Origin of the sequence: Sphingomonas sp. Sphisp66 (genome assembly GCF_047324325.1) — a bacterium.
Classification (GTDB): Bacteria; Pseudomonadota; Alphaproteobacteria; order Sphingomonadales; family Sphingomonadaceae; genus Sphingomonas.
Window position 1 is genome coordinate 1,007,026 of the sequence record NZ_CP168508.1, and the last position, 23,300, is coordinate 1,030,325.

Here is a 23,300-nt window from a genome sequence, read left to right on the forward strand (position 1 = left end):
GCGTGGCCGACAACGTCTATATCCACCCCACCGCGAGCGTCGACGCGCGCGCGGAGATCGGGGAGGGGACGCGCATCTGGATCAACGTCCAGGTGCGCGAAGGCGCCCGGATCGGCCGGGACTGCATCCTGTCCAAGGACGTCTATGTCGATCACGCCGTGATCATCGGCGACCGCTGCAAGATCCAGAACTCGGTCTCGGTCTACAATGGCGTGACGATCGAGGACGAGGTCTTTGTCGGCCCCAATGCCTGCTTCACCAACGACAAGGTGCCGCGCGCCAACAATCCGGACTGGAAGGTCACGCCGACCCTGGTCCGCCGCGGCGCGAGCATCGGGGCGAACGCCACCATCGTCTGCGGATCGGTGATCGGCGAGTTCGCCATGATCGCGGCCGGCGCGGTGGTGACCAAGGACGTCGAGCCCTTCGCGCTGATGATGGGCAATCCGGCGCGCTGCGTCGGCTATGTGGATGAGGCGGGCAACCGCGTGGAGGGCAGGCCGTGAACGCAACCGCACCGGTACGCATCGGCATCATCGGCCTCGGCCGGATGGGCCAGAACCATCTTCGCGTCCTGTCGCTGCTCGCCGGCGCCGACCTGCGCTTCGTCTACGATCTCGACGCAGACAATGCGCGCCGGATCGTCGGCAGCTCGGGCGTCGCCGTCGCAACCGACATCGAGCAGGCGCTGAGCGAGGTCGAGGCGGTGGTGATCGCCAGCCCGACCACCACGCACCAGGCCTATATCGAGCTGGCGGCCAAGCACGTCTCGAACATCTTCGTCGAGAAGCCGGTCACCGACCGGCTAGAGACGTCGCTCGCGATGCGTGACTTCGTCGAGGGCCGAGGCCTCAACTTCCAGGTCGGCCTGATCGAGCGCTTCAACCCGGCGGTCGACCAGATGAAGAAGCTGCTCGACCGATCGGAGCAGGTGGTCAGCGTCGATTTCGTGCGGACCAACAAGCTGAGCGCGCGGATCACCGACGTCGACGTGGTCACCGACCTGATGATCCACGACATCGACCTGGCGCTCTACCTGAACGGCCCCACCGTCGCGGTCTCCGCGCACGGCGTCGCCGAGGGCCCCATGATCGACTATGCCGCGGCGCTGCTCACGCATGCCAATGGCCGCTTCTCGCGGATCCAGGCGAGCCGGATCACCGACAAGAAGATGCGCAGCATCCAGGCGACCTGCAAGGACATGTTCGTCGACTGCGAGCTGCTCCGCAAGGAGATCACGCTCAGCCGCCAGTCCGAAGTCGAGCAGCGTCCGGGCGAGCCCTATCGGATCACCGCGCTGGAGGAGAAGATCGAGGTCCAGCCGCGCGAGGCGCTGCAGCTCGAGCTCCAGGCGTTCCTCGGCTCGTGCCGCGGCAATCCGGCGCCGGGTGCGCCGGGCGTGCGCGAGGGCGTGGATGCGATGATCGTCTGCGACCAGATCCTGAAGGCGATCCTTGGCTGAGGCACTTGCCGACCCGCGTCCGGTCCGCATGTCGGACCGGCAGGGAACGCGCGCATGAAGATCACCCATGTGATCCCCGCGCTCACCAAGGGTGGCGCGGAGCGGGTGCTGATCGACCTGGCCAATGAGGCGAGCGCCGCCGGGCACGCGGTGACGGTCGTCGTCGCGCATCCCGAGGATCCCGCGCTGGGCGAGGGGATGCTCCGCCCCGAAATCACCGTTCGCCACATGCGCGGCGCGCCGTCGCGCTATCGGCGCTATCTGCGGCTGCCCTTCTGGCTGCTCGCCAACTGGTCCTGGCTGCGCGAGCAGGATGTGGTGCACTGCCACCTGACCTTCGCCGCCGCGCTCGGCACCCAGTTGCGCTGGCTGCGGCGGATCACCGGATCGAAGCGTCCGCGCATCGTCGAGACCTTCCACGGCGTCGGCATGCCGATCCGGCGGCAACAGCTCCTGCTGTCGACCTTCCTGGCGCGGGGCCGCGACGGCCTGGCGCTGATGGCGCGCGATGCGCACTGGACGCGCTTCGCCGAGCGCAATCCCGCGCTGCCGCTGGCGATCATCCCCAATGGCGTGGCGGTGGACGATGCCCCGGTGGGCGCCGCGGAGCGTACCGCCTATCGTGCCGGGCTCGGCATCCCCGCGGATGCGCCGCTGGTCGGCACGATCGGGCGCGTCCAGGCGGAGCGCAATCCGCTGGCGATCGTCGCCGCCTTTGCCGGGATTGCCCACCAGGCTGGCGAGGGCGTCCATTTCCTGATGGGCGGCACCGGGCCGATGCTCGATGCGGTGCGCGCCGAGGGCGAGCGCCTGGGGATCGGGGACCGGCTGCATCTTCCCGGCATGGTTCTGAGCCCGCGCACGGCGATGGCGGCGATGGACGTCTATGTCAGCGTCAATGTCGGCCCGATCACGGGCATTGCCGGGCTGGAGGCTGCCGCGGGCGGCACCCCGGTCGTCGCGGTGCAGGCGCTCGCCGAGCATCGCCGCGGCGAGGCGGACTGGATCTGGTCGGATCCCGATCCGGCGCTGGTGGCGCAGGAAGCGGCGCGCCTGCTCGCCGATGCCGGCGAGCGCACGGCGCTCTCCCAACGCCAGCGCGCCCATGTGCTCGCCCATCACAGCGCCGGGGCGATGGCCCGCGCCTATGAGGCGCTCTACGCCCGCGCCGGGGCGGAATCGCGCTGATCGGCCTGCGTTAAGGATTTTGTTTCGGAAACGCACCGGTCAGACACATGTGTTTGCTTGCAATATAGGATTTGAGGGTGTGACCTCCTGCGTGGGATCCCCACCATGATGGAGGCAAGACATGCCATTCAACGGCTCCGGTACCTATGTTCCGCCCGCGCCCCCGGTATTTCCGGCCGATCCGCTCGTGCCCATCCCGCCGGCCGACTATAACACCACCATTCTCGACATCGCCGATGCGCTGAGCGACTGCCTCACGCGTGACGGGCAGGCGGGGATGACCGCCGATCTCGACCATGGCGGCTATCGCGGCACCAACATGGCCTGGCCGGTCGACCCGACCGATGCGGCGAGCAAGGACTATGTCGACAGCGTCTCGGCCGGCCTGGTCGAGGCGGCGATGGCCCCGTTCGGCATCGTGCCCCTGCTGCCGTGCGATCCGCTCGACGACGCGGCGTTCGCGATCAACGCGGCGCTGCAGGATTGCGCCTCCGGCATCGTCGTGCTGCCGGCAGGGACGTTCGGCATCGCCTCGTCGATCGTTCTCGAGACCGGCAAGACCCTGCGCGGCGCTGGCGCCGGCTTGACCCGGATCGTCGCGCTCGACAGCTTCGACGACACGGTCAGCACCAACGGTCTGATCTACATGCCTCCGGACGTCACCGACGTGGCGGTGCACGACCTGGCCGTGGACGGCGCCAAGATACGCGCGTCCGGTGATACGGTGCGGCTGACTGGCTTCCAGATGCGCGGGCAGCGCTTCGTGGTCGAGCGTACCAGCTCGTCCAACTGCACCGGCTATGGTCATTTCGCGCAGGGTGATCCGGGTGGCTTCTTCTTCGCCTCGGGCACTTTCCGCGATTGCTGGAGCTATAATTGCCAGATCAATTTCGAGCAGACCGCGTCCGACGGCGTGCTGCTGGAGAATTGCCACGCCCGTGATGGCGACGGCGACCTGATCGGGACCTATTTCCATCCCCTCACCCAGTCGCGCAACATCACCTATATCGCGTGCAGCGCCACCGGTAACGCCTTTGCCGGCATCGAGCTGATCGCCGATGCCTCGGGGCCGATGGACAATATCCGGATCATCGGGTGCACCATCCAGATGCTGGGGGCAGTCCCCGCGCTCGTGCAGTCCGGGGCGAGCCAGGTCACCAACCTCCAGCTTCTCGCCAGCAGCTTCAGCTGCGTCGGCGGCAGCGGCGCGGTCGACATGTCCCGGGTCGAGGGCAGCGCGGTGCAGTGCATCTTCGACGGTGGTGCGATCGGCTCGGACTGGACTGAGTCCACCATGTCCTTCACCAACTGCAAGTCGATCGGGCGCGTCGATCCGAGCGGCAGCGCCTCGGCCTATGGCATCAACGTCACCGGCGGGAGCAGCCTGCGCTGGTCGGGCGGCTCGCTCGAGGCCTATGGCCCGGAAAACGGGCGGTTCTGGACGAGCGTTGCCAGCGACAGCCGCTTCATCAAGACCAACGACACCAGGCTGGTGCCCGCGGGTCCCAATGCGAGCTTCTCGGCAGCGAACCTGGTGCTGACCGCCAATCGCACCGGCATCGACCTGTCCGCCGGCCCGCCGCTCAACTGGGACACGGCAGCCTTCGATACCGACGGCTATTTCAATTCGGCCACGCCCAGCCGCCTGACCATCCCCAGGGGCATCAAGCGGGCGATCATCAACGCCAATGTCACCGTGCAGGACCTGGTGACCACGGCGACGATCCAGATGAGCCTGGTGCGGAACGGCAACAAGCCGCTTTCGACCAGCGTGTCGAGCAACGTGCTCGCCCAGGGCATGTCCTATGGCTCGGGCGTCATCGATGTCACGGCGGGCGACTATTACGAAGTCTGGGTGGGCGTGTCCGGCGACACCGCGGTCAACATCCCGTCGCTGCGGTGCAATTTCAGCATCCAGGCCGTCGACTTCACCTGACCTGCAAGCTCATCCGCGCTTGGCGGTGCGGGTGAGCAGCTTGGTATACTCGGCCCGCTCATGGTCATCGAGCGCCTGCGGGTCGAGTATTTCCAGTGCCCGCGCGCGCGCCGCACGGCCCATCGCGCCGGCATAATCCCGGTCGCCCAACAGCTTGAGCGCGCGGCGGCCAAGCTCCTCGGGCTCGCGGAACGGCACCAGCTCGCCGGTCTCGCCGGTCTGGACCAGGTCCGCCTGCCAATCGAGGTCATAGGCGACGATCGGCGCGCCACCCAAAGCCGATTCCGACAGCGCCCGGCCGGTGAGCGGCGAGATCACAGCGCCGGAAAAGGCGTTGAGCTGGGCAAGACCGCGCTGGTTCTGGTTGCCGATGAAGCGGACATGCTCCGCCACGCCGAGTTCCCGGGCCATCGCCTCCAGCTCGTCCCGCATCGGGCCGTCGCCGGCATAGGCGAGGTCGATATCGCCCATCTCGGCACGGACCAGCGCGAACGCCTTCAGCACGTCCTCCGGATATTTGAGCGGCTGCAGCCGGCCGATGCACAGGAGATAGTGGCCAGGGCGCAGGCCCAGCCCCGCGAAGAACGCCGTGTCGCACACGCGCGCCTCGGGCGCCTCGAGATGCTCGGGGGCGAGCAGATTGCCGTAGCGGAAGATCGTCACGCGATCGGGATGCGCGCCGTTGGCGAGCGAGTAATCGACATTGTCCTGGTTCGGCGCGGCGACCAGGTCGGCGCGCGGCAGGATGAAATGCTCGATCCGCTTCTCCATCGCGATCGTCCGGAACAGCTTGGGATAGAGCGGCCGGCCGGTATTCTCGCGGATCTTGTCGTTGTTGCCGTTGACCCGGATCAGCATCGGCACCCCGGTGAGGCGCGCAAGCGCCAGGCCGAACAGCCCGAGATAGAGCGGATCGCCGACGCGGATCACTTCGATCCCCTCGCGGCGGATCAGCCGCCACAAAGTGAAGAACAGCGCCGTCTGGCTGATCAGGAAGTTGATCGGGAATACCCGCGAGAGCCAGGAAAAGGCGCCGATCTTGCCCTCGATGAAGGTGTGGCTCGGCCCGAGCTCGTGCCAGTCCGGCTTTCCGAAGCGCTTCGCCCAGCCCGGCGAGGTCATCAGGCTCGCCATCGGGTGGACGCTCCACACATGGCGGAAGAAGCCGTCCAGGTCGCGGCAGGTCACCGAATTCTCCAGCCCGCGCTCGCGGATCATCTCCAGCGTGTAGGACATGTCCAGCACGAGCAGGGAAGGGCGGCGCGCCGCCTTGTCCTGGGGTGGGGCTCCGGCGTCGATATCGGTGGCGGCGATCGGCATGCGCCGGGCCCTAGGGCCATGCAGCGGCGTGTGCAACGCGCGACGTCGCATTGACCCGCGCCCGGCGCTGCCGCTAATGCGGCCGCCAGACGGCCCTCCGGGGCCTTTCCAGTTTAAGGGGTTCAGATGACGGACGTCGATACCGCGCAGCTTGCAGGTCGTAAGGTGATCGTGACCGGGGGCGCCGGCTTCATCGGGTCGCACCTGTGCGAGGCGCTGGTCGATATCGGCGCCGAAGTGATCTGCATGGACGATCTCTCGGCCGGCAAGCGCGACAATGTCGCGCATCTGGAGAACCGGTCGAACCGCCCGAACTTCCGCTTCGCCGAACTCGACGTGTGCGACAGCGGGCCGGCCATGGATGCGGTGTTCGAAGGCGTCGACACCGTTTTCCACAATGCCGCGTCGAAGAAGAACATCTGCCTGATCAACCCGCACCGCGATCTCGACGTGAATGCCGGCGGCGCACTCAACCTGCTGCAGATGTCGATGAAGCACGGCGTCCGCAAGTTCGTCCAGGCATCGACCGGCTCGGTCTATGGCGAGCCGCAGATCTTCCCGACCACCGAGACGCATCCCTTCGAGCCGGTCTCCTATTACGGCGTCTCGAAGCTTGCCGGCGAGCGCTATGTCGACGTGTTCCACAAGCTCTACGGGCTCGACACGACGATCCTGCGCTATTTCCACGTCTATGGCCCGCGCCAGGAATCGAACGAGTTCGGCGGCGTCGTCTCGATCTTCCTGCGCCGGATCACCCAGGGCCAGAACCCGATCGTGTTCGGGCATGGCGAGCAGGTCCGCTCGTTCACCTGGGTCAAGGATCTGGTCGAGGCCAATCTGCGCGCCGCGCTGAGCCCGCGCGCCACCGGCCAGGCGTTCAACGCCGCCTCGGGCATCCGGGTGACGATCAACGAGCTCGCCAAGGGCATGCTCGAGATCCTCGATCCCCAGCAGAAGCTGGCGGTCGAGCATGGCGAGCCGCTGATCGGCGACATCATGGAATTCGACGTGTCGAACACCAAGATCCGCGAAGAGCTCGGCATCGAGTTCGAGGGCGATTTCTGGGGCACGCTGAAGACCGCGCTGGCGGATATCGACTCTTTCCTCGGAAAGACCGACAAGGCCGAAGCTGCGGCCTGAGGGGCCTTTCTTCCTCCCGCGGCGGAAGCAGGGGTTCGTGGACCGGCGCCAATATCTCAAGCACTTCATGGTGCTATTCAGCGGCACGGCCGGTGCGCAGCTCGCCAATCTGGCGAGCTACCCGCTGCTCGGGCGGCTCTATTCCCCGGTCGATTTCGGTGTCTTCGCCATGTTCGTGGCGGTGTCCGCGATCCCCGGGGCGATCGCCTGCGGCCGCTTCGACCTGGCGGTGCCGACCGCGCCCAAGGCGGGTCGCTATGCCATCTACTGGCTGTGCCTTGCGATCGCAGCGGGGATGGGGCTGGTCTCGACCGTCGGCTCGGCGCTCTACTGGGGCGTGACCGGCGCCGGGGTGTCGCCGGTGCTGCCGCTGATGCTCGGCCTGTGCGTGTTCCTCACCGGTTTCTGCGCGGCCTCGTCGCTCTATCTGATGCGGCACGACGCCTATCGGCTCAATTCGGCCTCGCTGCTGCTGCGCACCGGCGGCACGGTGCTCGTCCAGATCGGGCTGGCCTTTGTCTGGCGCGATCCGATGTCGCTGATCGTCGGCTTCACCGCCGGCTTCGCCGCGCAGGCGCTGCTGCTGGCCTGGGCGGTCTGGCGTTTCGTCCCGCCCAGGCGGCCGCGCCTGTCGCAGATGCGGGCGATGTTCGCGCGCTATCGCCGCCAGGTGACGGTCGACATCCCCAGCACCTTCATCGCCGCGGTATCGCTCAATCTGCTCACGTTCCTGCTGCTTTCGCTCTACGGAGAGCAGGCTGTCGGCTATTACTCTCTCGGAAACCGTATCGCCATCCTCCCCCTCCAACTCTTCAACGACGCGCTGAGCCAGGTTTTCTTCCAGAAAGCCGCGCGTGCGCAGGAGGAGCGGGGCGATTTCTGGAACGAGATGAAGTTCAACGTCATCGCCTCGGGCCTGCTCTCGATCGGCGTGCTGTGCGGCGTGTGGCTGCTCGCCAAGCCATTCATCACCATCTATCTCGGCCAGCGCTGGGCGCCTGCCGGCGATATCCTGATCATCCTGGCGCCGATGCTGGCGGTGCGCAGCCTCTGCATGTCGATCGGCACCACGGTGTTCGTGCTGCGCCGGGCGCACTGGCTGCTGCTGCACAACATCGCCAATGCCGCCGTTCTGGGCATCGCCTATCTGATCGCGCGGGCGAGTGGGCTTGAGCTCAACAGCTTCCTCTGGCTGGCCGCAGGGCTGCTCATCGTCGAATATGGCGCGTTCGCGCTCTGGCTCATCCTGGCGGCCTGGCGCGGGCGGAAGCAGCCCGTGTCGGGCCCTCTCGTTGCGAGGCGCGTGTCCAAATGACCGAGACCAGCCAGCCCCTGCCGGCCCCGCGCGGGCCTGAATCGCTCTCGATCGGCGCCAAGCTCGCCTATCGTGCCTATCTCGCCACCGCGCGGCTGGAGGCGAATGGCTGGATGAGCCCACGCGCCCGGCTGGTCGACAGGATGCTGGGCCGGCGCCACGCGGCGCTGTTCGTCTTCCCGAACGTATTCATCGAGGATTATTACGGCCTGCAGCTGGGCGATCACGTCTCGATCAACCGCAGCTGCAACATCTCCGCGGGCGGCGGGCTGACGATCGGCGACCATGTCGCGATCGGCCACGCCACCTCGATCATGACCACCAATCACGGCTTTGCCGATCCGGTGGCGCCGATCAAATATCAGCCGGTCGATCGCGCGCCGGTGGTGATTGGTTCGAATGTCTGGATCGGCGCCAATGTGACGATCCTGCCGGGTGTGACCATTGCCAGCGGCACGGTGATCGCGGCTGGGGCGGTGGTGACGCGCTCGGTCACCGAACCCGACACGATCATCGGCGGCGTGCCCGCGAAGCGGCTCAAGAGCCGCTTCGACTGACCGACCTCACTTCCAGACGATACGGCCGACCCGCAGGTTCATCCGCCGGTAGAGCGCCAGCAGCTTCTGGAAGAAGGCCGCTTCCGACGGATAGTCGGTGTGCGGCTTCTCGGGGCGCGACATGTAGTCGCGGAACTTCTCTTCCGACCAGCCCATCTTCTTGATGAAATAGAGGCGGTCGGCCTCCATGTCCTTCTCGCTCGGATAGGCGATGCCGCCGGCGCGCTCGAGCGCTTCGTCGCGGGTCATCTCGCCGGTCATGATCAGGCTGGAGAGGTGCGGCTTGCGCTTGTCGACGCCGAATTTGTACGGCTGGAGATAGCCTTGGTAGAAGCGCGTGAAGACGGACTCATAGTGCTTGTAGGCATAGGGCTTGTAGCCGAAGTCGCGCTTCAGCACCTCGAGCGCGTCGCTCTTGCGATAGTCGAGATAGTCGAGGAACGAGACCCATTTGATTTTCTGGACGCCGATATAGCGCACCATGTCGAGCGTGCTGATCGACGGGAAGGTCTTGAGCTTCGGGCCCTTGAAGCGCTTGGAGATGCCGACGATGTTGCGCTTATCGGCCTTGTGCCAGTTCCAGGTCGAGGGGATGTCGACGCCCTCGGTGGCGATGTTGGTGCCGGCAAGGATGTATTTCAGGCCGTGCTTCGCCGCCTGCTGGTAGTTCACCGCGAGCATGGCGTTGTCGTACAGCACTTCGACGTCGATCACGTCGGAGGCGAAGAAGGCCTCCATCAGGCCGCGGATCTCCGGCCAGTCGATCACATGGGTGTAAAGATCGACGTTCAGCCCGCGCACCAGGTTGGCGATGTTGTTCTGGGCAAGCTCGGAGTTCCAGCCGCTGTCCATATGGACGGCGAGCGGGCGCAGGCCGAGGCGGACTGCCTGGACCAGCGACCAGCTCGAATCGACGCCGCCGGACAGGCCGACGATGCAATCGTACTTCTTCCCCTTGCCGGCTTCCTTGACCATGTCGACCAGCGCGCCGAGCCGGCGCAGCCGGTCCTCCTCGTCGAGCGGCAGGTGCTTGGCCTTCTTCTCGAGGAAGGCGGTGCAATAGTTGCAGATGCCTTGCTCGTCGAACTGGATGTCGGGCGCGGTGGTGTCCATGATGCACCGCGAACAGGTCTGGGTATTCGGGATCACGCGTTCTTACTCCAGAGGGCCTGAAGCTCCTCGTAGCGGGGATAGGTGATGAGCACCGCGCGGTGCGGGCCCTGAAACACGAAATAGGCGCCGGCGGCGACGGCACTGGCGCCGGCATCGGTTGCCGCCTTCATGTCGTCCAGCGAGCCGATGCCGCCGATCGCCACCAGCGGCACGTCGGCAAGGGCGCTTGCCTCGCGGATCAGTTCGAGGTCGGGGCCGGCCAGCGTGCCGTCGCGGTCGACTGCGTTGAGCAGAATCTCGCCCGCGCCATTGGCCACGGCCTGGCGGACCGCGTCGCGCCAGTCGCTGGAGGGCTGCTTCACGCCCGCCGCGCTATAGGGCTGGGGCCGCCCGAGCCAGTTGCGCTTGACGTCGATCGACACGACCACAGCCTGCTCGCCGGCACGGTCGGCAATCTCGCGGATGATGCCGGGATTCGTCGCTACAACGGATTGAAGCGCCACTTTCTCGACGCCAAGGCTGAACAATGTCCGCGCGTCCTCGGCCGTGCGGATGCCGCCACCATAGCAGAGCGGCATGAAGCATTCGCTCGCCAGCTCTTCGATCATCTTGAAGTCGGGCCCGCGGCGCTCGCGCGTGGCGTCGATGTCGAGCACCATCAGCTCGTCGACTTCCTTCTCGTTGAAGATCTTCACCGCGTTGATCGGGTCGCCGACATATTTCGGCTTGCCGAACTTGAGGGTCTTCACGAGGCCGCCACGGCTCTGGCTGAGCAGCAGGCAGGGGATGACGCGATGGATCAGCATGGGACCGCCAGGAAACGGCGCATCAGCGCCAGCCCGAAACGATGGCTCTTCTCGGGATGGAACTGCACGCCATAGATGTTGTCGCGGTGCACCGCGGTGGTGAAGGTGGTGCCGTAATTCGCCGTGGCGAGCACATCTTCCCCACGATCGCAGACGGCGCGATATTTGTGGACATGGTAGAAGCGCTGCTCGCCCTCGTCATCGGGCAGGAGCGGGTTGGGGCGCGTGGGCGTGACCACCGACCAGCCCATGTGCGGGATCTTCAGCGCCTTGTCGCCGCCGGTGTCGATCTTCACCACGTCCGCCGCGATCCAGCCGAGGCCGGGCAGGGTGCCTTCCTCGCTGCGGCGGCAGAGCAGCTGCATGCCGAGGCAGATGCCGATGATCGGCACCTTCTTCTCGAGCACGAAATGGTTGAGCCGCTCGATCCAGCCCGGGGCGAGCGCGGTCATGCCCGCGTCGAAGGCGCCGACGCCGGGCAGGGCGAGGCGCTTGCAGCCATCGAGGCGCGCCGGATCGTCGACGATCTCCGCCGAGCCGTCCGCCGCCTGGAACATCCGCTGGACCGACTTGATATTGCCGATCCCGCAGTCAACGATTGTCACATCCATGGCATTCCCTGCCGCTGGCCGGGCCGGCGGCACCCCTCCGCATGTTGCACTGCGAGCATGACTTCCGCTTAGCCGCCCGCTGCCACCTCGCCAAGTCCCCGTGACGGCTGACAAATTGGAAGTGCTCGCGTAGGAGGCGTTATCCAGTCTCGCGGGGGTATCAGGTGATCGACAGCTGGCAGAGTTTTCGCGCTTTCGTGCGCGCCGATTTCACGAGCATCGGCTCGCCGCTGACGCTGCGGACGATCCTGCTCGACCCGGTGGCGCGCTTCACCCTGCTGCTGCGCTACTACGAGTATCTGCTGAACACCGGCAAGCCGAAGCTGATGCGCATTCCGATCCAGCTCTGGTTCCGCCGTCTTTCCGTACGGCTCGGCTTCAGCCTGGGGCCGAACATCTTCGGTCCGGGCCTGGCGATCGTCCATTACGGGCTGCTGGTGATCGACCCGACCACCCGGATCGGCAAGAACTGCCGCATTCACATGGGCGCGCATATCGGCGGGGCGGCGTTCTTCGTCGATCCGGAAGAGGCACACAAATATTCGCCGCGGATCGGCGACAATGTCTATATCGGCCCGGGCGCCAAGCTCTACGGGCCGATCCGGATCGCGGACAATTGCGTGATCGGCGCCAATGCGGTCGTCACCAAGTCGTTCGAGCAACCGGGCGTCACGCTCGCCGGCGTGCCCGCCAAGGTGATCGCCGAGGGCGGGGCCGGGGAGCGCGTGATGAAGGGCGCCTGAGCGCCCTCAGGCGAGGAGCTGGAGTTCGCCCTGGCTGAGCCGGTAGCGCTCGCCGGTGTGCGGGCAGACGGTCTCGCCATCGCCTTCCACCGGAAGCTCAAGCCGCTCGCCGAACCGGCTCATCCAGCCGATCTGGCGGCCCGGAACGCCGGCGATCAGCGCATAGGGGCGCACGTCGCGGTTCACTACCGCGCCGGCGGCGACGAAGGCGAATTCGCCGATCGTGACACCGCACACCACGGTGCAGTTGGCGCCCAGCGTCGCGCCGCGACCGACATTGGTCTGGCGGTATTCGCTCTTGCGGACGATCAGCGAGCGCGGGTTGTAGACATTGGTGAACACCATGCTCGGCCCGCAGAACACGCCATCCGCGAGGCGCACGCCGTCATAGACCGAGACGTTGTTCTGGATCTTGCACTCGTCGCCGATCACCACGTCGTTGCCGACGAAGACGTTCTGGCCCAGCGAGACGTTCACGCCGATCCGTGCGCCGCTACAGACATGGACGAAGTGCCAGATCCGCGAGCCCTCGCCGATCTGCGCGCCTTCGTCGACGATCGCGCTGTCGTGCCTGGTGTAGCTCATTCCGCCGCGGTGCGTACGGCGAGGTCGGCGAGCGAGTGGATCGCGCTCGACGACTTGAGCTGCGGCGCGGTCCGAATCTCGTGCACCAGGCGGATCGCCGGCAGGGCGTCGTCGAGCCCGAAGCTGTTACCGGCCAGGATCTGGCGATAGCTCTCGGTGTGGAGGTCGGTGAAGCCGTCGGAGAACTCGATCTCCTCGCCGCCCATGGTGATGCTGCGATAGGTGCGCTGGCCCTTGGCCTGCACCCAGTCGGGCAGATATTCGGCGTTGACCGAGAGGAACCAGCGCACGCTGGCGTTCTTGAAGCGCAGCACGCCGCTGCCGACGTCCCAGGTCAGCAGATGGGTGTTGTTCTCGACCAGCGGGCCGAACACCCAGAGCAGCATGTCGAAGAAGTGGACGCCGATATTGGCGGCGATACCGCCGGACTTGGTCTCCTCGCCCTTCCAGGACGCGAAATACCAGGCACCGCGGCTGGTGATGTAGGTGAGGTCGACTTCGAAATGCGCGTCCGGATCGGCGGCCACCGCATCGGCGACGCGCTGGCGCAGCGCGATGATGCTGGGATGCAGGCGCAGCTGGAGGATAGTGTGGACCTTGCGGCCGCTCTCCGCCTCGATTTCCTGCAGCGCCTCGGCGTTCCAGGGGTTCACCACCAGCGGCTTCTCGCAGATCGCATCGGCACCGGCGCGCAGTGCGAAGCGGATGTGCGAATCGTGCAGATAGTTGGGCGAGCAGATCGAGATATAGTCGACCTTGCGGCCGTCATCCTTGCGGCGCAGCTTGTCGATATGGCGGTCGAACCGCTCGAACTCGACGAAGAACGCGCTGTCCGGGAAGTAGCTGTCGAGGATGCCGACGGAATCGTTGGGGTCCATGGCGGCGACGATACGGTTTCCCGTGGCCTTTACCGCGCCCATGTGGCGCGGGGCGATGTAACCGGCTGCGCCGATGAGCGCGAAGTTCTTGATTGTCGACATGATCCGTCCCGCCTTCGGTCTGATCGGAGCTCCGCGCTCCCGGATTTCAGCCGCTGATTAGAAGCGGCCTTCGTCCAGCGCAACCCCGCTTGCCTGAAGGCCGTCAGCCGAGAAGGTTGGGGATGACCGTCTGGTAGGGCAGCCAATATTCGGCGTGCTGGGCCAGGACCAGCCAGATGATCTGGACCAGCGCCGAATAGAGCAGCACGACGAAGACCAGCACGTCGCTGCGCCTGCCCCGGGCCGGGAAGGCATAGGGGAGACGCCCCATCACGAACAGCTGGAGCGGGATGAGATAGAGCGCCAGGCGATCCACTGCGGTGGACGAGGAGATCAGGATCAGCCCCGCCACGGTCGCGAGCGTCGCCAGCGAGAAGTTCCGCCAGAGCTGGCGCTCCTGCTCCCCTATCGCGAACCGGCTCTGCAAGGTCAGGAACAGCACCGCGGGCAGCAGGTTCATCGCGATGCGGATGCCGGCGCCCTGCGAGCTGCGCTCCGCATCGAGATAGTTCGAGAAGAGCGTGTCGACGAACTGATCGAGGAACACGAAGAAGAGCAGCGCGGCGAGCGCGGCGCCGACGCTGTAGATGGCGAAACGGTGCCGGAGACTGGACGCCACGATCAGCGGAATGATCAGGATCGCGCTCTTGTGGAAGCTAGCCGCCAGGATGAAGAGCACGAAGGTCCGGAAATAGCGGTGATCCTCGAATTCCCGAAGCGAGGCCATGACGATGGCGATCGCAGTCGCTTGGCGCGTATAGCCCATGCCCACCACGATGATCAGGTACGGCACGCCCACGGCAATGGTCAGCCAGGGGTTGGGCTCGCGCTCGGCGAAGCGCAACAGGCCCCAGGAGAACAGCGCGGCGCAGCACAGATTGACGAACCACACATCGAGATTCAGCGTCTGCGCCAGGTGATTGAGCAGCATATAGGCCGGGTCCTGCATGCGCAGGAGTTCCGGCACCGTCGCGCCTTGCAGATAGCGATAGATCTCTTCGTAGTTCTTCCAGTCGGCGCCGACCTTGTAGCGCAGGCCGACCATCAGCATCAGGACGAAGATCGCGACGTACAGCAGGATCGTCGCCTGCTTCTCGCCACGCGGACGCAGGACGTGCGTTATCGCTCCGAAGGCGAAGATCGAGAACAGCACCCAATAGGGAAACAAGGCGGTCTCCGTGCCGACATCACCGGCCTCCAGCGGACCGCGCTTCTCGGTGCCCGCGTATCGCTCCACCGTCGTGCACGCAAGTCGCCAGCGGCGCGCGGGACCCGCAATTCGGGTTTTGGTTTCGGGCCGGGCGTATTAAGGCCGGGCCGTTCAGCATTGGCGAGGGCAAATGAGCGCGGGCAAGACGGTTATACTCTCCATCAATGCGTCGTGGAATATCCTGAATTTCCGTCTGGGGCTGGTGCGCGGGTTGCAGGAGGCCGGCTATCAGGTCGTCGCGCTCGCACCGGAAGACGCTTACACCCAGCAGCTTGCGGACCATGGGATCGGATATCTGCCGATCGCGATGGAGCCGCGCGGCACCTCGATCCTGGCCGACATCGCGCTGTTCTGGCGCTATTGGCGCACCTTGCGCCGGGTGCGGCCCGCCGCCTTCCTGGGATATACCATCAAGCCCAATATCTACGGCTCGCTCGCCGCGCATCTCGTCGGCATTCCGACGATCAACAACATCGCCGGGCTGGGCGAGACCTTCCTCGATCGCCGCCCGGTCAACCGCCTGGTCCGCTTCCTCTACCGCGTGGCGCTCTCGCGCGCCCGGGTGATCTTCTTCCAGAACCCGGACGACCGCGCGCTGTTCGTCGACAACGGCATCGTCGACGCCGCGCGCAGCCGGTTGCTGCCTGGCTCGGGGATCGACCTGTCGCGCTTCACCCCGCCGAGCGCGCCGCGGGACGAGGCGGAGGGCATCTCCTTCCTGCTCGTCGCGCGCCTGCTCGAGGCCAAGGGGATCGCGGACTATGCCGCCGCCGCCAGGATCGTACGGCGGCAATATCCCTCGGCGCGCTTCCGCCTGCTCGGCATTCTGCAATCAGGGAAGGGGGCGCTTTCCCGCGAGACCATCGCGGGCTGGGAGGCCGATGGCTCGATCGAGTTCCTGGGCAGTTCGGACGATGTCCGCCCGTTCCTGGCCGAGAGCGACTGCGTCGTGCTGCCAACCTATTATCCCGAGGGCACGCCGCGCTCGCTGCTCGAGGCAGCCGCCATGGCCCGCCCGCTGATCGCCTCGGACGTGCCGGGCTGCCGCGAGATCGTCCGGGACGGCGACAATGGCTTCCAGGTGCCGCCGCGCGACCCCGAGACGCTGGCCGCCACGATGCTCCGCTTCATCGCCATGTCCCCGGCCGAACGTGCCGCAATGGGTGCGCGCAGCCGGGAGATCGCCGAACGCGAATATGACGAGCAGATCGTGGTTCGCCGTTATCTCGAGGCGCTGGACGCCGGCTGAAGCGCGAACCGGGTCAGAGCGTCAGGTGACGCGCCTGGCTCGGTCCTTCGCCGCCGTCACGGCTCCGCCGGGTCCGCACGCGCGGCTCGGCCATCAGCGCGAGCATAGCCGCGAACAGTGCCGAGATCGCTGCGGTGCGCAGCGGATAATCGACCAGGCTGTGCGCGATGACTGCGGCCGAGGCGATGGTCGCGGCCCGGGCGAATGGGTCCGCATCGGGGTTCCGCCAGATCGCGAAGGTACGGCGCGCCCACCAGAACAGGAAAAGCAGCAGCAGCGCGACGCCGGGCAGGCCGGTTTCCAGCGCCACCTCGAGGAAATCGCTGTGCGCGTGGTTCATGAAGAAGCGCGTCGTCGAATTGGTGTCCTCGCCGTCGCGATAGACTTCGACGAAGGTTGAGACGCCCGAACCGAAGGGCAGATAATCCACCGCCTTGGCCGAGGTGCGGGTGAACGAGGTGTAGCGCGAGAGCGAGGAGCCGCGCGCATCGTCGCCGGTCAGGTTGTTGCCGAAAGGGGTGGTGAAGACCGCCGCGATCGCGGCGATGCCGATCAGCGCCGCGGCTATCGGCACCCAGCGCGGCAGCTTCCGCCCGGCGAAGAGCAGGGCCGCGCTCGCCATCGCGACCGGCACCGCCAGGCCCCAGCCGGCGAGCGAGCGGTTGAGCGCGAGGCCGACGAGCAGCACCACGAACAGCGAGGCGATGATCATGGTGAGGCCGGAGCTGCGCCGGCGCTCGCCCTTCTGCCACTCGATCGAGAGCAGGGCGGCGAGCAGCGGGATCACCATCAGCAGCAGGGTCGCGAGGTGGTTGGCGTTCGCGAAGAAGCCCACCGCCACGCCGCGATTGGTGATGCGATAGAGATACCAGATGCCGCCGGCCGCGACCTGGAGGCCGCCGAGCACGATCGACAGGATCGCGACGCCGACCACCGCCCAGGCGATCCACGAGGCGCGATAGTCGCCGAGGCGCAGGATGCCGAGCATCGCGGCGAAGGCGGGGAGGAGCCAGAACAGCGAGAAGATGGTGTCATCCGGCGCCAGCGAGATCGGCATCCAGGGCGGCTGCACTCCGAGCAGGCGATAGCCCTCGGCAATGTCGTGGCGGCCCGGAAGCGCGGTCCACAGCGCCGGCGGAAGCGGCACGAGCTGGATCACGAAGATCGCAAACAGCAGGATCAGCAGCGTCATCAGCTGCCGCGCCGGAGGCGGGAAGGGGCTGCCACGCGGGGTTCCGAAGGCGAACAGCAGCAGCGCCACCGCCACCAGCTGCAGGAGCATGTTCGCCATATAGCCCGCAGCGCTGGCGCCGCCGAGCAGCAGGCTGAAGACGAGATAGCCCGGGATAATCGCCTGGCGCGGATTCATGTTACTTCTTCGTCCCCGCCTTATCGATACGGACTTCGCTCACTTCGAGCGACTGGTTCGTCGGGAATTCCTGGGCCACGCCTTCGAGGCTGAGCACCTGTGCCGCGCAGCCCGAGGGCACGTTGAACGCCGCGAGCAGCGTCTTGGGCGAATATTTGATGCCCTTCATCGGAATCTCGAGCAGCGCGGTCTTGCCGCCGACGCAACCGAGCTTCCAGACCAGCCGGCTGCCCTGGCCGTCGGCATTGCCCTCCAGGGTGATGCGGAGCTCATAGGCGCCCGGCGTGAGCAGGAGCGTCTGCTTGGCCAGATCGCCGCTGTCGCGTCCGTAATATTCGACCATCAGGCCGCCGCGCCGCTTGATCTCGGCCGCGCCCAGGCTGTTGCTGGTCAGGTCCCAGTTGAACGGAGGCGTTGCCCCCAGGCGCTGGAACTTGGGATTGAACACCACGCCTTCCGCACTGGCGGGGACGTTGTTGAACTTCGCCCAGAGCGCCCGTGCCTGCTGGCCGTCGCCCGCGGCGATCATGTCGTTGACCACCGCAGACTGCCAGGCAGGCGGATAGCCGCCCGGGGCAGCCGGTTTGCGGCCCTTGGCGAGGTCGAGCACCACGGCCGGTGCGGCATGCGTCTCGGTCAGCCGGTCGAGCACCGCATCCAGCAGGGGATCGCCGCGCAGCGCTGCTGCGACCGCGGCGCGCGAGCTGCCATTCTCGGCGAGCTGGGCGAGCAGGGGAACCACCAGATCGCCGGCGCGGCTGACCAGCCGGGTGAGGACGGTCAGCTCGGTCGTCGCGGCCTTGATCTGGTTGGTCTTCAGATAGAATTCGAGCAGCGACAGGCGGGCGAGGCGGTCGCGCGGGTTGCGGCGACGGGCCTCGATCAGCAGCGCTTCGCCGCGGCGCGTGTCGCCGCGCGCCATCGCATCGGCGCCGAGCAGCGAGAAGGGCTCGGCAGCGAGGGGGTGGCGGGATGCCGCCCCCTTGATCTGGGCGATGCGCGTCGGCGTGAGGCGCCGGGTGCCGGTCACCAGCTCGACCGCGGCACGGCGGAACACCGTGTCGTCGCTCTGGGCGAATGCCGGCGGCTGGTCGCGCCGGTCGGCAAGCGCCTCGCCGGCTTCGACCTTGAGGATCAGCCCGCCGATGCCGATGCCGACGACGCCGAGCAGCCCGGCCTTGACCAGCGTAGCCGGCGCGACGCGCCCGAACTTCCTCTTACTCGCCACGGCCGGCTACCGCCCGGATCTGCCGGTTGCGATTTTCCGAGGCGCGGTAGGTATAGGCATCGTAGTTGTAGCCATAGCCCGTGGACTCGTGGCGATAGCGGGTGAGGATCGCGCCCACGACATTGGCCCCGGCACCGCGCAGGCGGTTGAGCGCCTCGACGGCCGCACGGGTGCGGGTCTTGCCGGCCTCGACGACCAGCAGTGCGCCATTGGCCGCGGTCGAGAGCAAGGGCGAATCCGCGAGGCCCAGGATCGGCGGACCGTCGACGATGACCATGTCATAGGCTTCTTCGGCCTGGGCCAGGATCGCGGGCATGCGTGCCGAGGCCAGCAGCTCCGCCGGGTTGGGCGGGATCGGGCCGCAGGGGAGCAGCCAGAGATTTTCCGAATCCGTCTGGCGGACATGCTTCTCGAGCGGATCATGCGTCGTCAGCATGTTCGACAGGCCGTCATCCTTCTCGTCGCCGGTCACGAAGGCGGGCTTGCGCATGTCGGCGTCGATCAGCAGCGTGCGCTTGCCGAGGCGGGCGAAATGCTGCGCCAGCGCCCAGGTGGTGGTCGACTTGCCTTCGGCCGGACGCGTGCTGGTGACGAGCAGCGTCTTGGGCACGCCGTCCTCGGTGGTGAACTGCAGCGCAGTACCCGCCGAGAAATAGGCTTCGGTGAGCGGCGAGGTCGATTCCCGCAGCGCCTCGACCGGACGCTGACCCTTGGAGGTCGGGATACCGCCAAGGAAGGCGAGATGCAGGCGCTCGCGCACATCGTCCGGCGTCTTGATCGTGTCGTTGATGAACTCGAAGGCAAGTGCCGCGCCCAGGCCCAGGCCCGCGCCGGCCAGCAGGCCGAGGAGCAGGTTCATGAGCATGTCGGGCTTGTACGGGGCCTGCGGCGCTTCGGCGCGATCGACGATCGAGGCGTAGCTCGCGCCGATGCCGCCACCCACGCCGATCTCCTTGAAGCGCTGCAGCAGCGCCTCGTAGAGCGCGCTGTTGGTGTCCACGTCGCGCTTCAGGATCGTGTACTGGATGCTGCGGCCGCGCAGGTCGAGCACCGAGCTGCGCAGGCGCTCGACGCGATCACGAAGCTCGCTCTCGGTGGCGGCGGCGGCCTGGTACTCGGCGCGGCGGCTGCCGGCCTGACCGGCCTGGACTGCATTGGCTTCCTTGCGGACGGCTTCGTCCAGCGCATCGATCCGCGAGCGCAGCGCGACCAGTTCCGGATAGTCCGGCTTGAAGATCGTCGCCTTCTCGCGATACTCGCTCTCGAGCTTGGCACGCTCGCCGCGCAGCAGCGAGGTCTGTGCGGCGCTCTCGGTGGAATTGCCGTTGCGGGTCGCCTCGCGATACTGCTGCTCGGCGGCGATGCGCTTGGTCTCCGCCGCGGCGAGCGCGTCGTTCAGCGCGACCAGCGAGGCGCCGGCCAGCGAGTTGGTGTCGGAGCTGCCGCCGCCTTCGCCCTGCTGGGTGCGGATGATGCCCTGCTGCTGCGCATAGGCGACGAGCTGGCGCTCCGAATTCTCAAGGTCGCGACGGACCTTGACGATCTGGCGCTGCAGGAAGTCGCGGGCATAGGACGAAGCCTGGTAGCGGCGCTCGAGGCTGGTCTGGATATAGCTGTCGGCGAACCCGTTGACGATGCGCGCGGCGAGCTGCGGATCGGGCGAACTGTAGGAGATCTCGACCAGGCGGGTGCGGTCGCTCGCGGTGACCTTGAGGTTCGAGCTCAGGATGTCGGTGGCGATGCGCTGGCGGACCGAGCGGTCGAGGTCCGGATTGGGGACCAGCGCCTCGTTCGACGCCAGGTTGAGGTCCTGCGCGACGCGTGCGGAAAGCGCACGGCTGCGGAGCAGGCCGCCCTGGGTCTCGACGAACGACTGGTCGTTCTGCGCGAACTGCGGACCCTTGCCCTCCATCACTTCGACGGCGGGCGGGTTGAGCTCGATCACCGCCTTGGCGCGGTAGAGCGGCGTGGTCAGGAGCGTGACGACGATCGCCGCGGCGATGCCGGCGGTGATCGAGGCCAGCAGCACCCAGCGCCACAGCCACACGATGCGCCAGAGCGCCGCCAGGTTGAGGTCGATATTCTGCTGCTTCGCGTGCGGCGAATGATCGATCACCTGCGGTTGCTCTGCGCCGGTCCAGACAGCCGCGACACCCCGGGGCTCCATTTGCTTCCTAGCCATCATGCTTTCCTTAGGAGTCCGCTACTTACCAGGGCCGAAACAGGGCGAGGAGCGGCAGGGTGTTCAGCAGGTCGCGGAAGACCTGACGATTGCGCGAGCCGTCCACCACGACGACGTCGCCTGGATAGATTTCGGGGTCCGGTGCCTGCCCGCGGCGGATGGCGGTCAGGTCGAAGGCCGCCGCCATGCGCTGGCCCTTCACCGTCCGGAAGACGGCGACGCGGCGCGGATTGGAGAATTCGTCGGTGCCGCGGGCGAGTGCCACTGCCTTCACCAGCGTCATCTCGTTGGTGGTGGGGTAGGCGCCGGGATTGCGGACCGAGCCGTCGACCGTCACGACGCGCGATGCGGCGTTCTTCACCGTCACCGTGACGTCCGGATTGCGCAGATAGCGCTCGGACAGCCGCTCGCGGACGACCTGCTGGATCTCGGGGGTGGTCATGCCGGCCACCGGCACCGAGCCGATCAGGGGAACCGCGATGTTGCCGCTGGGATCGATCTCATAGTCGCGCGAGAGGTCCTCGACACGGAACACGATGATCGAGATCGTGTCGCCCGGCGCCAGCCGATAGTCCATCCCCGGAGGTGCAGGCTTGGCCGCATCGGGGGCGACGAAATCGGGAACGTCATAGGGGATCGGGCCGCCGCGCTTGTTGGCGCAGGCCGACAGTCCGAGACCGATCAGCACAAACGCGAGCGCAAGGAGCGGCTTTTTCGCTCGAGCGGCCATATCGATGAAGCTCCAACAGACGTAAACGGAAGATGGTGGCGATCCATACGCACAGGCTCGATGCATAGGCAAGGCGGTTGAGACGCCTTGCATTCCGCAGCCGAAACTACTGGGCAAATGCTCGTTGGCGATCGGCAGAGGTTTGTCCGGCGGCCGGCCCCATGGTCGAGATGAAGCGGCGCTTGTCGCCTTCGATTATTGCAGCAGTAAGTCGCCCGGTACGGTAGGCGCCGGTGTCGATCGCAATGCGGTTCGGCCGCTCGGCGACCTCGTCGACGACCGTGTGCCCATGGACCACGATGAAGCCATGATCGATCCGGTCCTCGAGGAACGGCTCGCGGATCCAGCGAAGGTCCCGGGGATCCTGCGCCTCCAGCGGCACGCCGGGGCGGATGCCGGCATGGACGAAGAGATAGTCGCCGAAGCGGAACGTATCGGAAAGCTTGCGCAGGAACTCGACATGCGCCTGGGGCACCGCCTCGCGCAGCGCGCGGAGGGCGGCCTCTTCTTCCATCGCGATCAGGCGCGTGGCGTCGAGGCCATAGCTTTCGACGCATTCGAGGCCGCCATATTTCAGCCAGTTGTCGAGGATGGACTTCTCGCCCTGCAGCACGCGCAGGAAGAATTCCTCATGGTTGCCCGCCAGGAAGACCGGTTCGGCATTGGACGGATTGTAGCTGCGCAGCCGTTCGATCACGCCCCGGGATTCAGGGCCGCGATCGATGAAATCGCCGAGGAAGACGATGAAGTTGCGCCGCGCGCTGCTCGAGCGCAGGTCGGCCTCGATCTGCTCGAGCAATTCCTCGAGCAAGTCGAGCCGGCCATGGATGTCACCCACCGCATAGGCCCGCATGCCGGCGGCGCCTTGGGGCTTGGGCATCGTCAGGCCGCAGGCGCTCGCAATTCGATCCCAAAGGCCCATGCCGGGAATCCGTCTCCACGATGGATAGTCGATATGCGCGCTATTTCAGTCGTTTGACTGAGCGTCAAGCTTGGCGCGGTGCAGCGGGCATGGTGGTCGCACGATGAGCCTGGCGGCCGGAATGGGGCGGGGCAGGTGTCGCGGACATAAAAAAACGGCGGCCAATTGGCCGCCGTTTAATTCGGAAATTTCCGAGGACTACGGGCTGTTCGGCTCGTCGTCGCTGTCGGCCAGCACAACCGCACCGCCGATGATGGCGACGGTCGCGAGGACGCCGATCAGAACGGCCGGAGCCAGCTCGCTCTCGTTTTCGCCGGCGGTGGCCGCAGCGCGAACGCTCGACAGCGAGGTCGAGCTCGTCGGAGCTGCCAGAACCGGGGCAGTCGCCATCGACGCGATGGCAGCAGCCGTAAGAAGCTTAGTGAACACTCTTTTTCTCCCTCTTTCGAGCTCTGGTGCTCTCGTCAGGCCGGCCTATGACACAAGACCAAACCTTCCGCAACACCTCAAACCTTTGCCACGACAAGAAATCTGCTGTCGTGATCCAGAAGCAACACGGCCCGGATTGGTTCCGGTGCTCTATTCTTTGGCAGACCAGGCCCCTTGATGGCGCCGGGCTCTTAACGTGGCGCACTGCTATCGCCAAGGGGTTAA

Annotated in this window: 22 protein-coding genes; 9 read left to right on the forward strand and 13 right to left on the reverse strand. The window is 66.5% G+C overall.

Features of this window, described 5'->3' with window-relative positions; all coding sequences use genetic code 11:
* Positions 1–2: 2 nt before the first annotated feature.
* The 4 genes from ACEN8G_RS04915 to ACEN8G_RS04930 all read left to right on the forward strand — a co-directional run bounded on the left by ACEN8G_RS04915 (position 3) and on the right by ACEN8G_RS04930 (position 4,586).
* Complete coding sequence (locus tag ACEN8G_RS04915; protein ID WP_307118322.1) at positions 3–506, forward strand: acyltransferase; 504 nt, start codon at positions 3–5, stop codon at positions 504–506.
* Entirely contained in the window at positions 503–1,462 is a 960-nt protein-coding gene (locus ACEN8G_RS04920; RefSeq protein WP_413414801.1) for a Gfo/Idh/MocA family oxidoreductase, read from the forward strand. The genes ACEN8G_RS04915 and ACEN8G_RS04920 overlap by 4 nt, the downstream gene beginning before the upstream one ends.
* Before the next feature lie 54 nt (positions 1,463–1,516).
* Positions 1,517–2,650, forward strand: coding sequence for a glycosyltransferase family 4 protein (locus ACEN8G_RS04925; protein ID WP_413414800.1), 1,134 nt, complete (start codon positions 1,517–1,519; stop codon positions 2,648–2,650).
* A 121-nt stretch (positions 2,651–2,771) separates the two neighbouring features.
* Positions 2,772–4,586, forward strand: a complete 1,815-nt coding sequence (locus tag ACEN8G_RS04930) for a hypothetical protein (protein ID WP_413414799.1) — start codon at positions 2,772–2,774, stop codon at positions 4,584–4,586.
* A 9-nt stretch (positions 4,587–4,595) separates the two neighbouring features.
* On the opposite strand, the gene ACEN8G_RS04935 is transcribed toward ACEN8G_RS04930, so the two are convergent.
* The gene (locus ACEN8G_RS04935; RefSeq protein WP_413414798.1) at positions 4,596–5,906 is read right to left on the reverse strand and encodes a glycosyltransferase family 1 protein; all 1,311 of its coding nucleotides are present in this window, start codon (positions 5,904–5,906) and stop codon (positions 4,596–4,598) included.
* 126 nt (positions 5,907–6,032) lie between these two features.
* On the opposite strand from ACEN8G_RS04935, the gene ACEN8G_RS04940 reads away from it, so the two are divergent.
* Genes ACEN8G_RS04940 through ACEN8G_RS04950 form a run of 3 tightly spaced genes read left to right on the forward strand, consistent with a single transcriptional unit; the run spans position 6,033 to position 8,918 of the window.
* Positions 6,033–7,046 (forward strand): SDR family NAD(P)-dependent oxidoreductase, encoded by a 1,014-nt coding sequence (locus ACEN8G_RS04940; protein WP_307118327.1) that lies wholly within the window; start codon positions 6,033–6,035, stop codon positions 7,044–7,046.
* Between the two features lie 37 nt (positions 7,047–7,083).
* Positions 7,084–8,361: an oligosaccharide flippase family protein gene (locus tag ACEN8G_RS04945; protein ID WP_413414797.1), complete on the forward strand. Its 1,278-nt coding sequence runs from the start codon at positions 7,084–7,086 to the stop codon at positions 8,359–8,361.
* Positions 8,358–8,918 carry an acyltransferase gene (locus ACEN8G_RS04950; RefSeq protein ID WP_413414796.1) on the forward strand — a complete coding sequence of 187 codons (561 nt, stop codon included), beginning with the start codon at positions 8,358–8,360 and terminating at the stop codon, positions 8,916–8,918. The genes ACEN8G_RS04945 and ACEN8G_RS04950 overlap by 4 nt, the downstream gene beginning before the upstream one ends.
* Positions 8,919–8,924: 6 nt before the next feature.
* Here the strand turns inward: ACEN8G_RS04950 and ACEN8G_RS04955 are convergent, their stop codons facing one another.
* From ACEN8G_RS04955 to hisH, 3 genes are read right to left on the reverse strand one after another with little or no spacing between them, the layout of a single operon-like run.
* Positions 8,925–10,067 (reverse strand): N-acetyl sugar amidotransferase, encoded by a 1,143-nt coding sequence (locus ACEN8G_RS04955; RefSeq protein ID WP_413414795.1) that lies wholly within the window; start codon positions 10,065–10,067, stop codon positions 8,925–8,927.
* Complete coding sequence (locus tag ACEN8G_RS04960; protein WP_413414794.1) at positions 10,064–10,837, reverse strand: AglZ/HisF2 family acetamidino modification protein; 774 nt, start codon at positions 10,835–10,837, stop codon at positions 10,064–10,066. Before ACEN8G_RS04960 ends, ACEN8G_RS04955 begins: the two co-directional genes overlap by 4 nt.
* Complete coding sequence (hisH, locus tag ACEN8G_RS04965; protein ID WP_413414793.1) at positions 10,831–11,442, reverse strand: imidazole glycerol phosphate synthase subunit HisH; 612 nt, start codon at positions 11,440–11,442, stop codon at positions 10,831–10,833. Before hisH ends, ACEN8G_RS04960 begins: the two co-directional genes overlap by 7 nt.
* Before the next feature lie 203 nt (positions 11,443–11,645).
* Here hisH and ACEN8G_RS04970 point away from each other — a divergent pair, with 203 nt between their 5' ends.
* Positions 11,646–12,191: a serine O-acetyltransferase gene (locus ACEN8G_RS04970; protein WP_413414792.1), complete on the forward strand. Its 546-nt coding sequence runs from the start codon at positions 11,646–11,648 to the stop codon at positions 12,189–12,191.
* Between the two features lie 6 nt (positions 12,192–12,197).
* Here the strand turns inward: ACEN8G_RS04970 and ACEN8G_RS04975 are convergent, their stop codons facing one another.
* From ACEN8G_RS04975 to ACEN8G_RS04985, 3 genes are all read right to left on the reverse strand, one after another.
* Positions 12,198–12,776: an acyltransferase gene (locus ACEN8G_RS04975; protein WP_413414791.1), complete on the reverse strand. Its 579-nt coding sequence runs from the start codon at positions 12,774–12,776 to the stop codon at positions 12,198–12,200.
* Positions 12,773–13,756: a Gfo/Idh/MocA family protein gene (locus tag ACEN8G_RS04980; protein ID WP_413414790.1), complete on the reverse strand. Its 984-nt coding sequence runs from the start codon at positions 13,754–13,756 to the stop codon at positions 12,773–12,775. Before ACEN8G_RS04980 ends, ACEN8G_RS04975 begins: the two co-directional genes overlap by 4 nt.
* A gap of 103 nt (positions 13,757–13,859) precedes the next feature.
* A complete protein-coding gene (locus tag ACEN8G_RS04985) occupies positions 13,860–14,993 on the reverse strand; it encodes an EpsG family protein (protein WP_413414789.1) in 1,134 nt (377 codons plus the stop codon).
* A 103-nt stretch (positions 14,994–15,096) separates the two neighbouring features.
* Between ACEN8G_RS04985 and ACEN8G_RS04990 the strand changes: the two genes are divergently transcribed.
* Positions 15,097–16,215 carry a glycosyltransferase family 4 protein gene (locus ACEN8G_RS04990; RefSeq protein WP_413414788.1) on the forward strand — a complete coding sequence of 373 codons (1,119 nt, stop codon included), beginning with the start codon at positions 15,097–15,099 and terminating at the stop codon, positions 16,213–16,215.
* Between the two features lie 13 nt (positions 16,216–16,228).
* Here ACEN8G_RS04990 and ACEN8G_RS04995 read toward each other — a convergent pair whose 3' ends face one another.
* The 6 genes from ACEN8G_RS04995 to ACEN8G_RS05020 all read right to left on the reverse strand — a co-directional run bounded on the left by ACEN8G_RS04995 (position 16,229) and on the right by ACEN8G_RS05020 (position 23,075).
* Positions 16,229–17,584, reverse strand: a complete 1,356-nt coding sequence (locus tag ACEN8G_RS04995; protein ID WP_413414787.1) for an O-antigen ligase family protein — start codon at positions 17,582–17,584, stop codon at positions 16,229–16,231.
* 1 nt (position 17,585) lies between these two features.
* Positions 17,586–18,812, reverse strand: coding sequence for a tetratricopeptide repeat protein (locus tag ACEN8G_RS05000; RefSeq protein ID WP_413414786.1), 1,227 nt, complete (start codon positions 18,810–18,812; stop codon positions 17,586–17,588).
* Complete coding sequence (locus tag ACEN8G_RS05005) at positions 18,802–20,994, reverse strand: GumC family protein (protein WP_413414785.1); 2,193 nt, start codon at positions 20,992–20,994, stop codon at positions 18,802–18,804. Before ACEN8G_RS05005 ends, ACEN8G_RS05000 begins: the two co-directional genes overlap by 11 nt.
* A gap of 25 nt (positions 20,995–21,019) precedes the next feature.
* Positions 21,020–21,682, reverse strand: coding sequence for a polysaccharide biosynthesis/export family protein (locus ACEN8G_RS05010; protein WP_413414784.1), 663 nt, complete (start codon positions 21,680–21,682; stop codon positions 21,020–21,022).
* A gap of 148 nt (positions 21,683–21,830) precedes the next feature.
* Positions 21,831–22,604: a metallophosphoesterase family protein gene (locus tag ACEN8G_RS05015; protein WP_413414783.1), complete on the reverse strand. Its 774-nt coding sequence runs from the start codon at positions 22,602–22,604 to the stop codon at positions 21,831–21,833.
* A 240-nt stretch (positions 22,605–22,844) separates the two neighbouring features.
* On the reverse strand, positions 22,845–23,075 hold the full coding sequence (locus ACEN8G_RS05020) for a hypothetical protein (protein WP_307118343.1): 231 nt from the start codon (positions 23,073–23,075) through the stop codon (positions 22,845–22,847).
* Positions 23,076–23,300 lie beyond the last annotated feature (225 nt).

What these genes read in the sequence shown, in the direction of transcription:
- ACEN8G_RS04940 (WP_307118327.1), top strand. Translation starts at nt 6,033, where the DNA reads ATGACGGACGTCGATACCGCGCAGCTTGCAGGTCGTAAGGTGATCGTG.
- ACEN8G_RS04925 (WP_413414800.1), top strand. Translation starts at nt 1,517, where the DNA reads ATGAAGATCACCCATGTGATCCCCGCGCTCACCAAGGGTGGCGCGGAG.
- ACEN8G_RS04930 (WP_413414799.1), top strand. Translation starts at nt 2,772, where the DNA reads ATGCCATTCAACGGCTCCGGTACCTATGTTCCGCCCGCGCCCCCGGTA.
- ACEN8G_RS04990 (WP_413414788.1), top strand. Translation starts at nt 15,097, where the DNA reads ATGAGCGCGGGCAAGACGGTTATACTCTCCATCAATGCGTCGTGGAAT.
- ACEN8G_RS04950 (WP_413414796.1), top strand. Translation starts at nt 8,358, where the DNA reads ATGACCGAGACCAGCCAGCCCCTGCCGGCCCCGCGCGGGCCTGAATCG.
- ACEN8G_RS04935 (WP_413414798.1), bottom strand. Translation starts at nt 5,906, where the DNA reads ATGCCGATCGCCGCCACCGATATCGACGCCGGAGCCCCACCCCAGGAC.
- ACEN8G_RS04980 (WP_413414790.1), bottom strand. Translation starts at nt 13,756, where the DNA reads ATGTCGACAATCAAGAACTTCGCGCTCATCGGCGCAGCCGGTTACATC.
- ACEN8G_RS05015 (WP_413414783.1), bottom strand. Translation starts at nt 22,604, where the DNA reads ATGCCCAAGCCCCAAGGCGCCGCCGGCATGCGGGCCTATGCGGTGGGT.
- ACEN8G_RS05005 (WP_413414785.1), bottom strand. Translation starts at nt 20,994, where the DNA reads ATGGCTAGGAAGCAAATGGAGCCCCGGGGTGTCGCGGCTGTCTGGACC.
- ACEN8G_RS04960 (WP_413414794.1), bottom strand. Translation starts at nt 10,837, where the DNA reads ATGCTGATCCATCGCGTCATCCCCTGCCTGCTGCTCAGCCAGAGCCGT.
- ACEN8G_RS04995 (WP_413414787.1), bottom strand. Translation starts at nt 17,584, where the DNA reads ATGAATCCGCGCCAGGCGATTATCCCGGGCTATCTCGTCTTCAGCCTG.
- ACEN8G_RS04975 (WP_413414791.1), bottom strand. Translation starts at nt 12,776, where the DNA reads ATGAGCTACACCAGGCACGACAGCGCGATCGTCGACGAAGGCGCGCAG.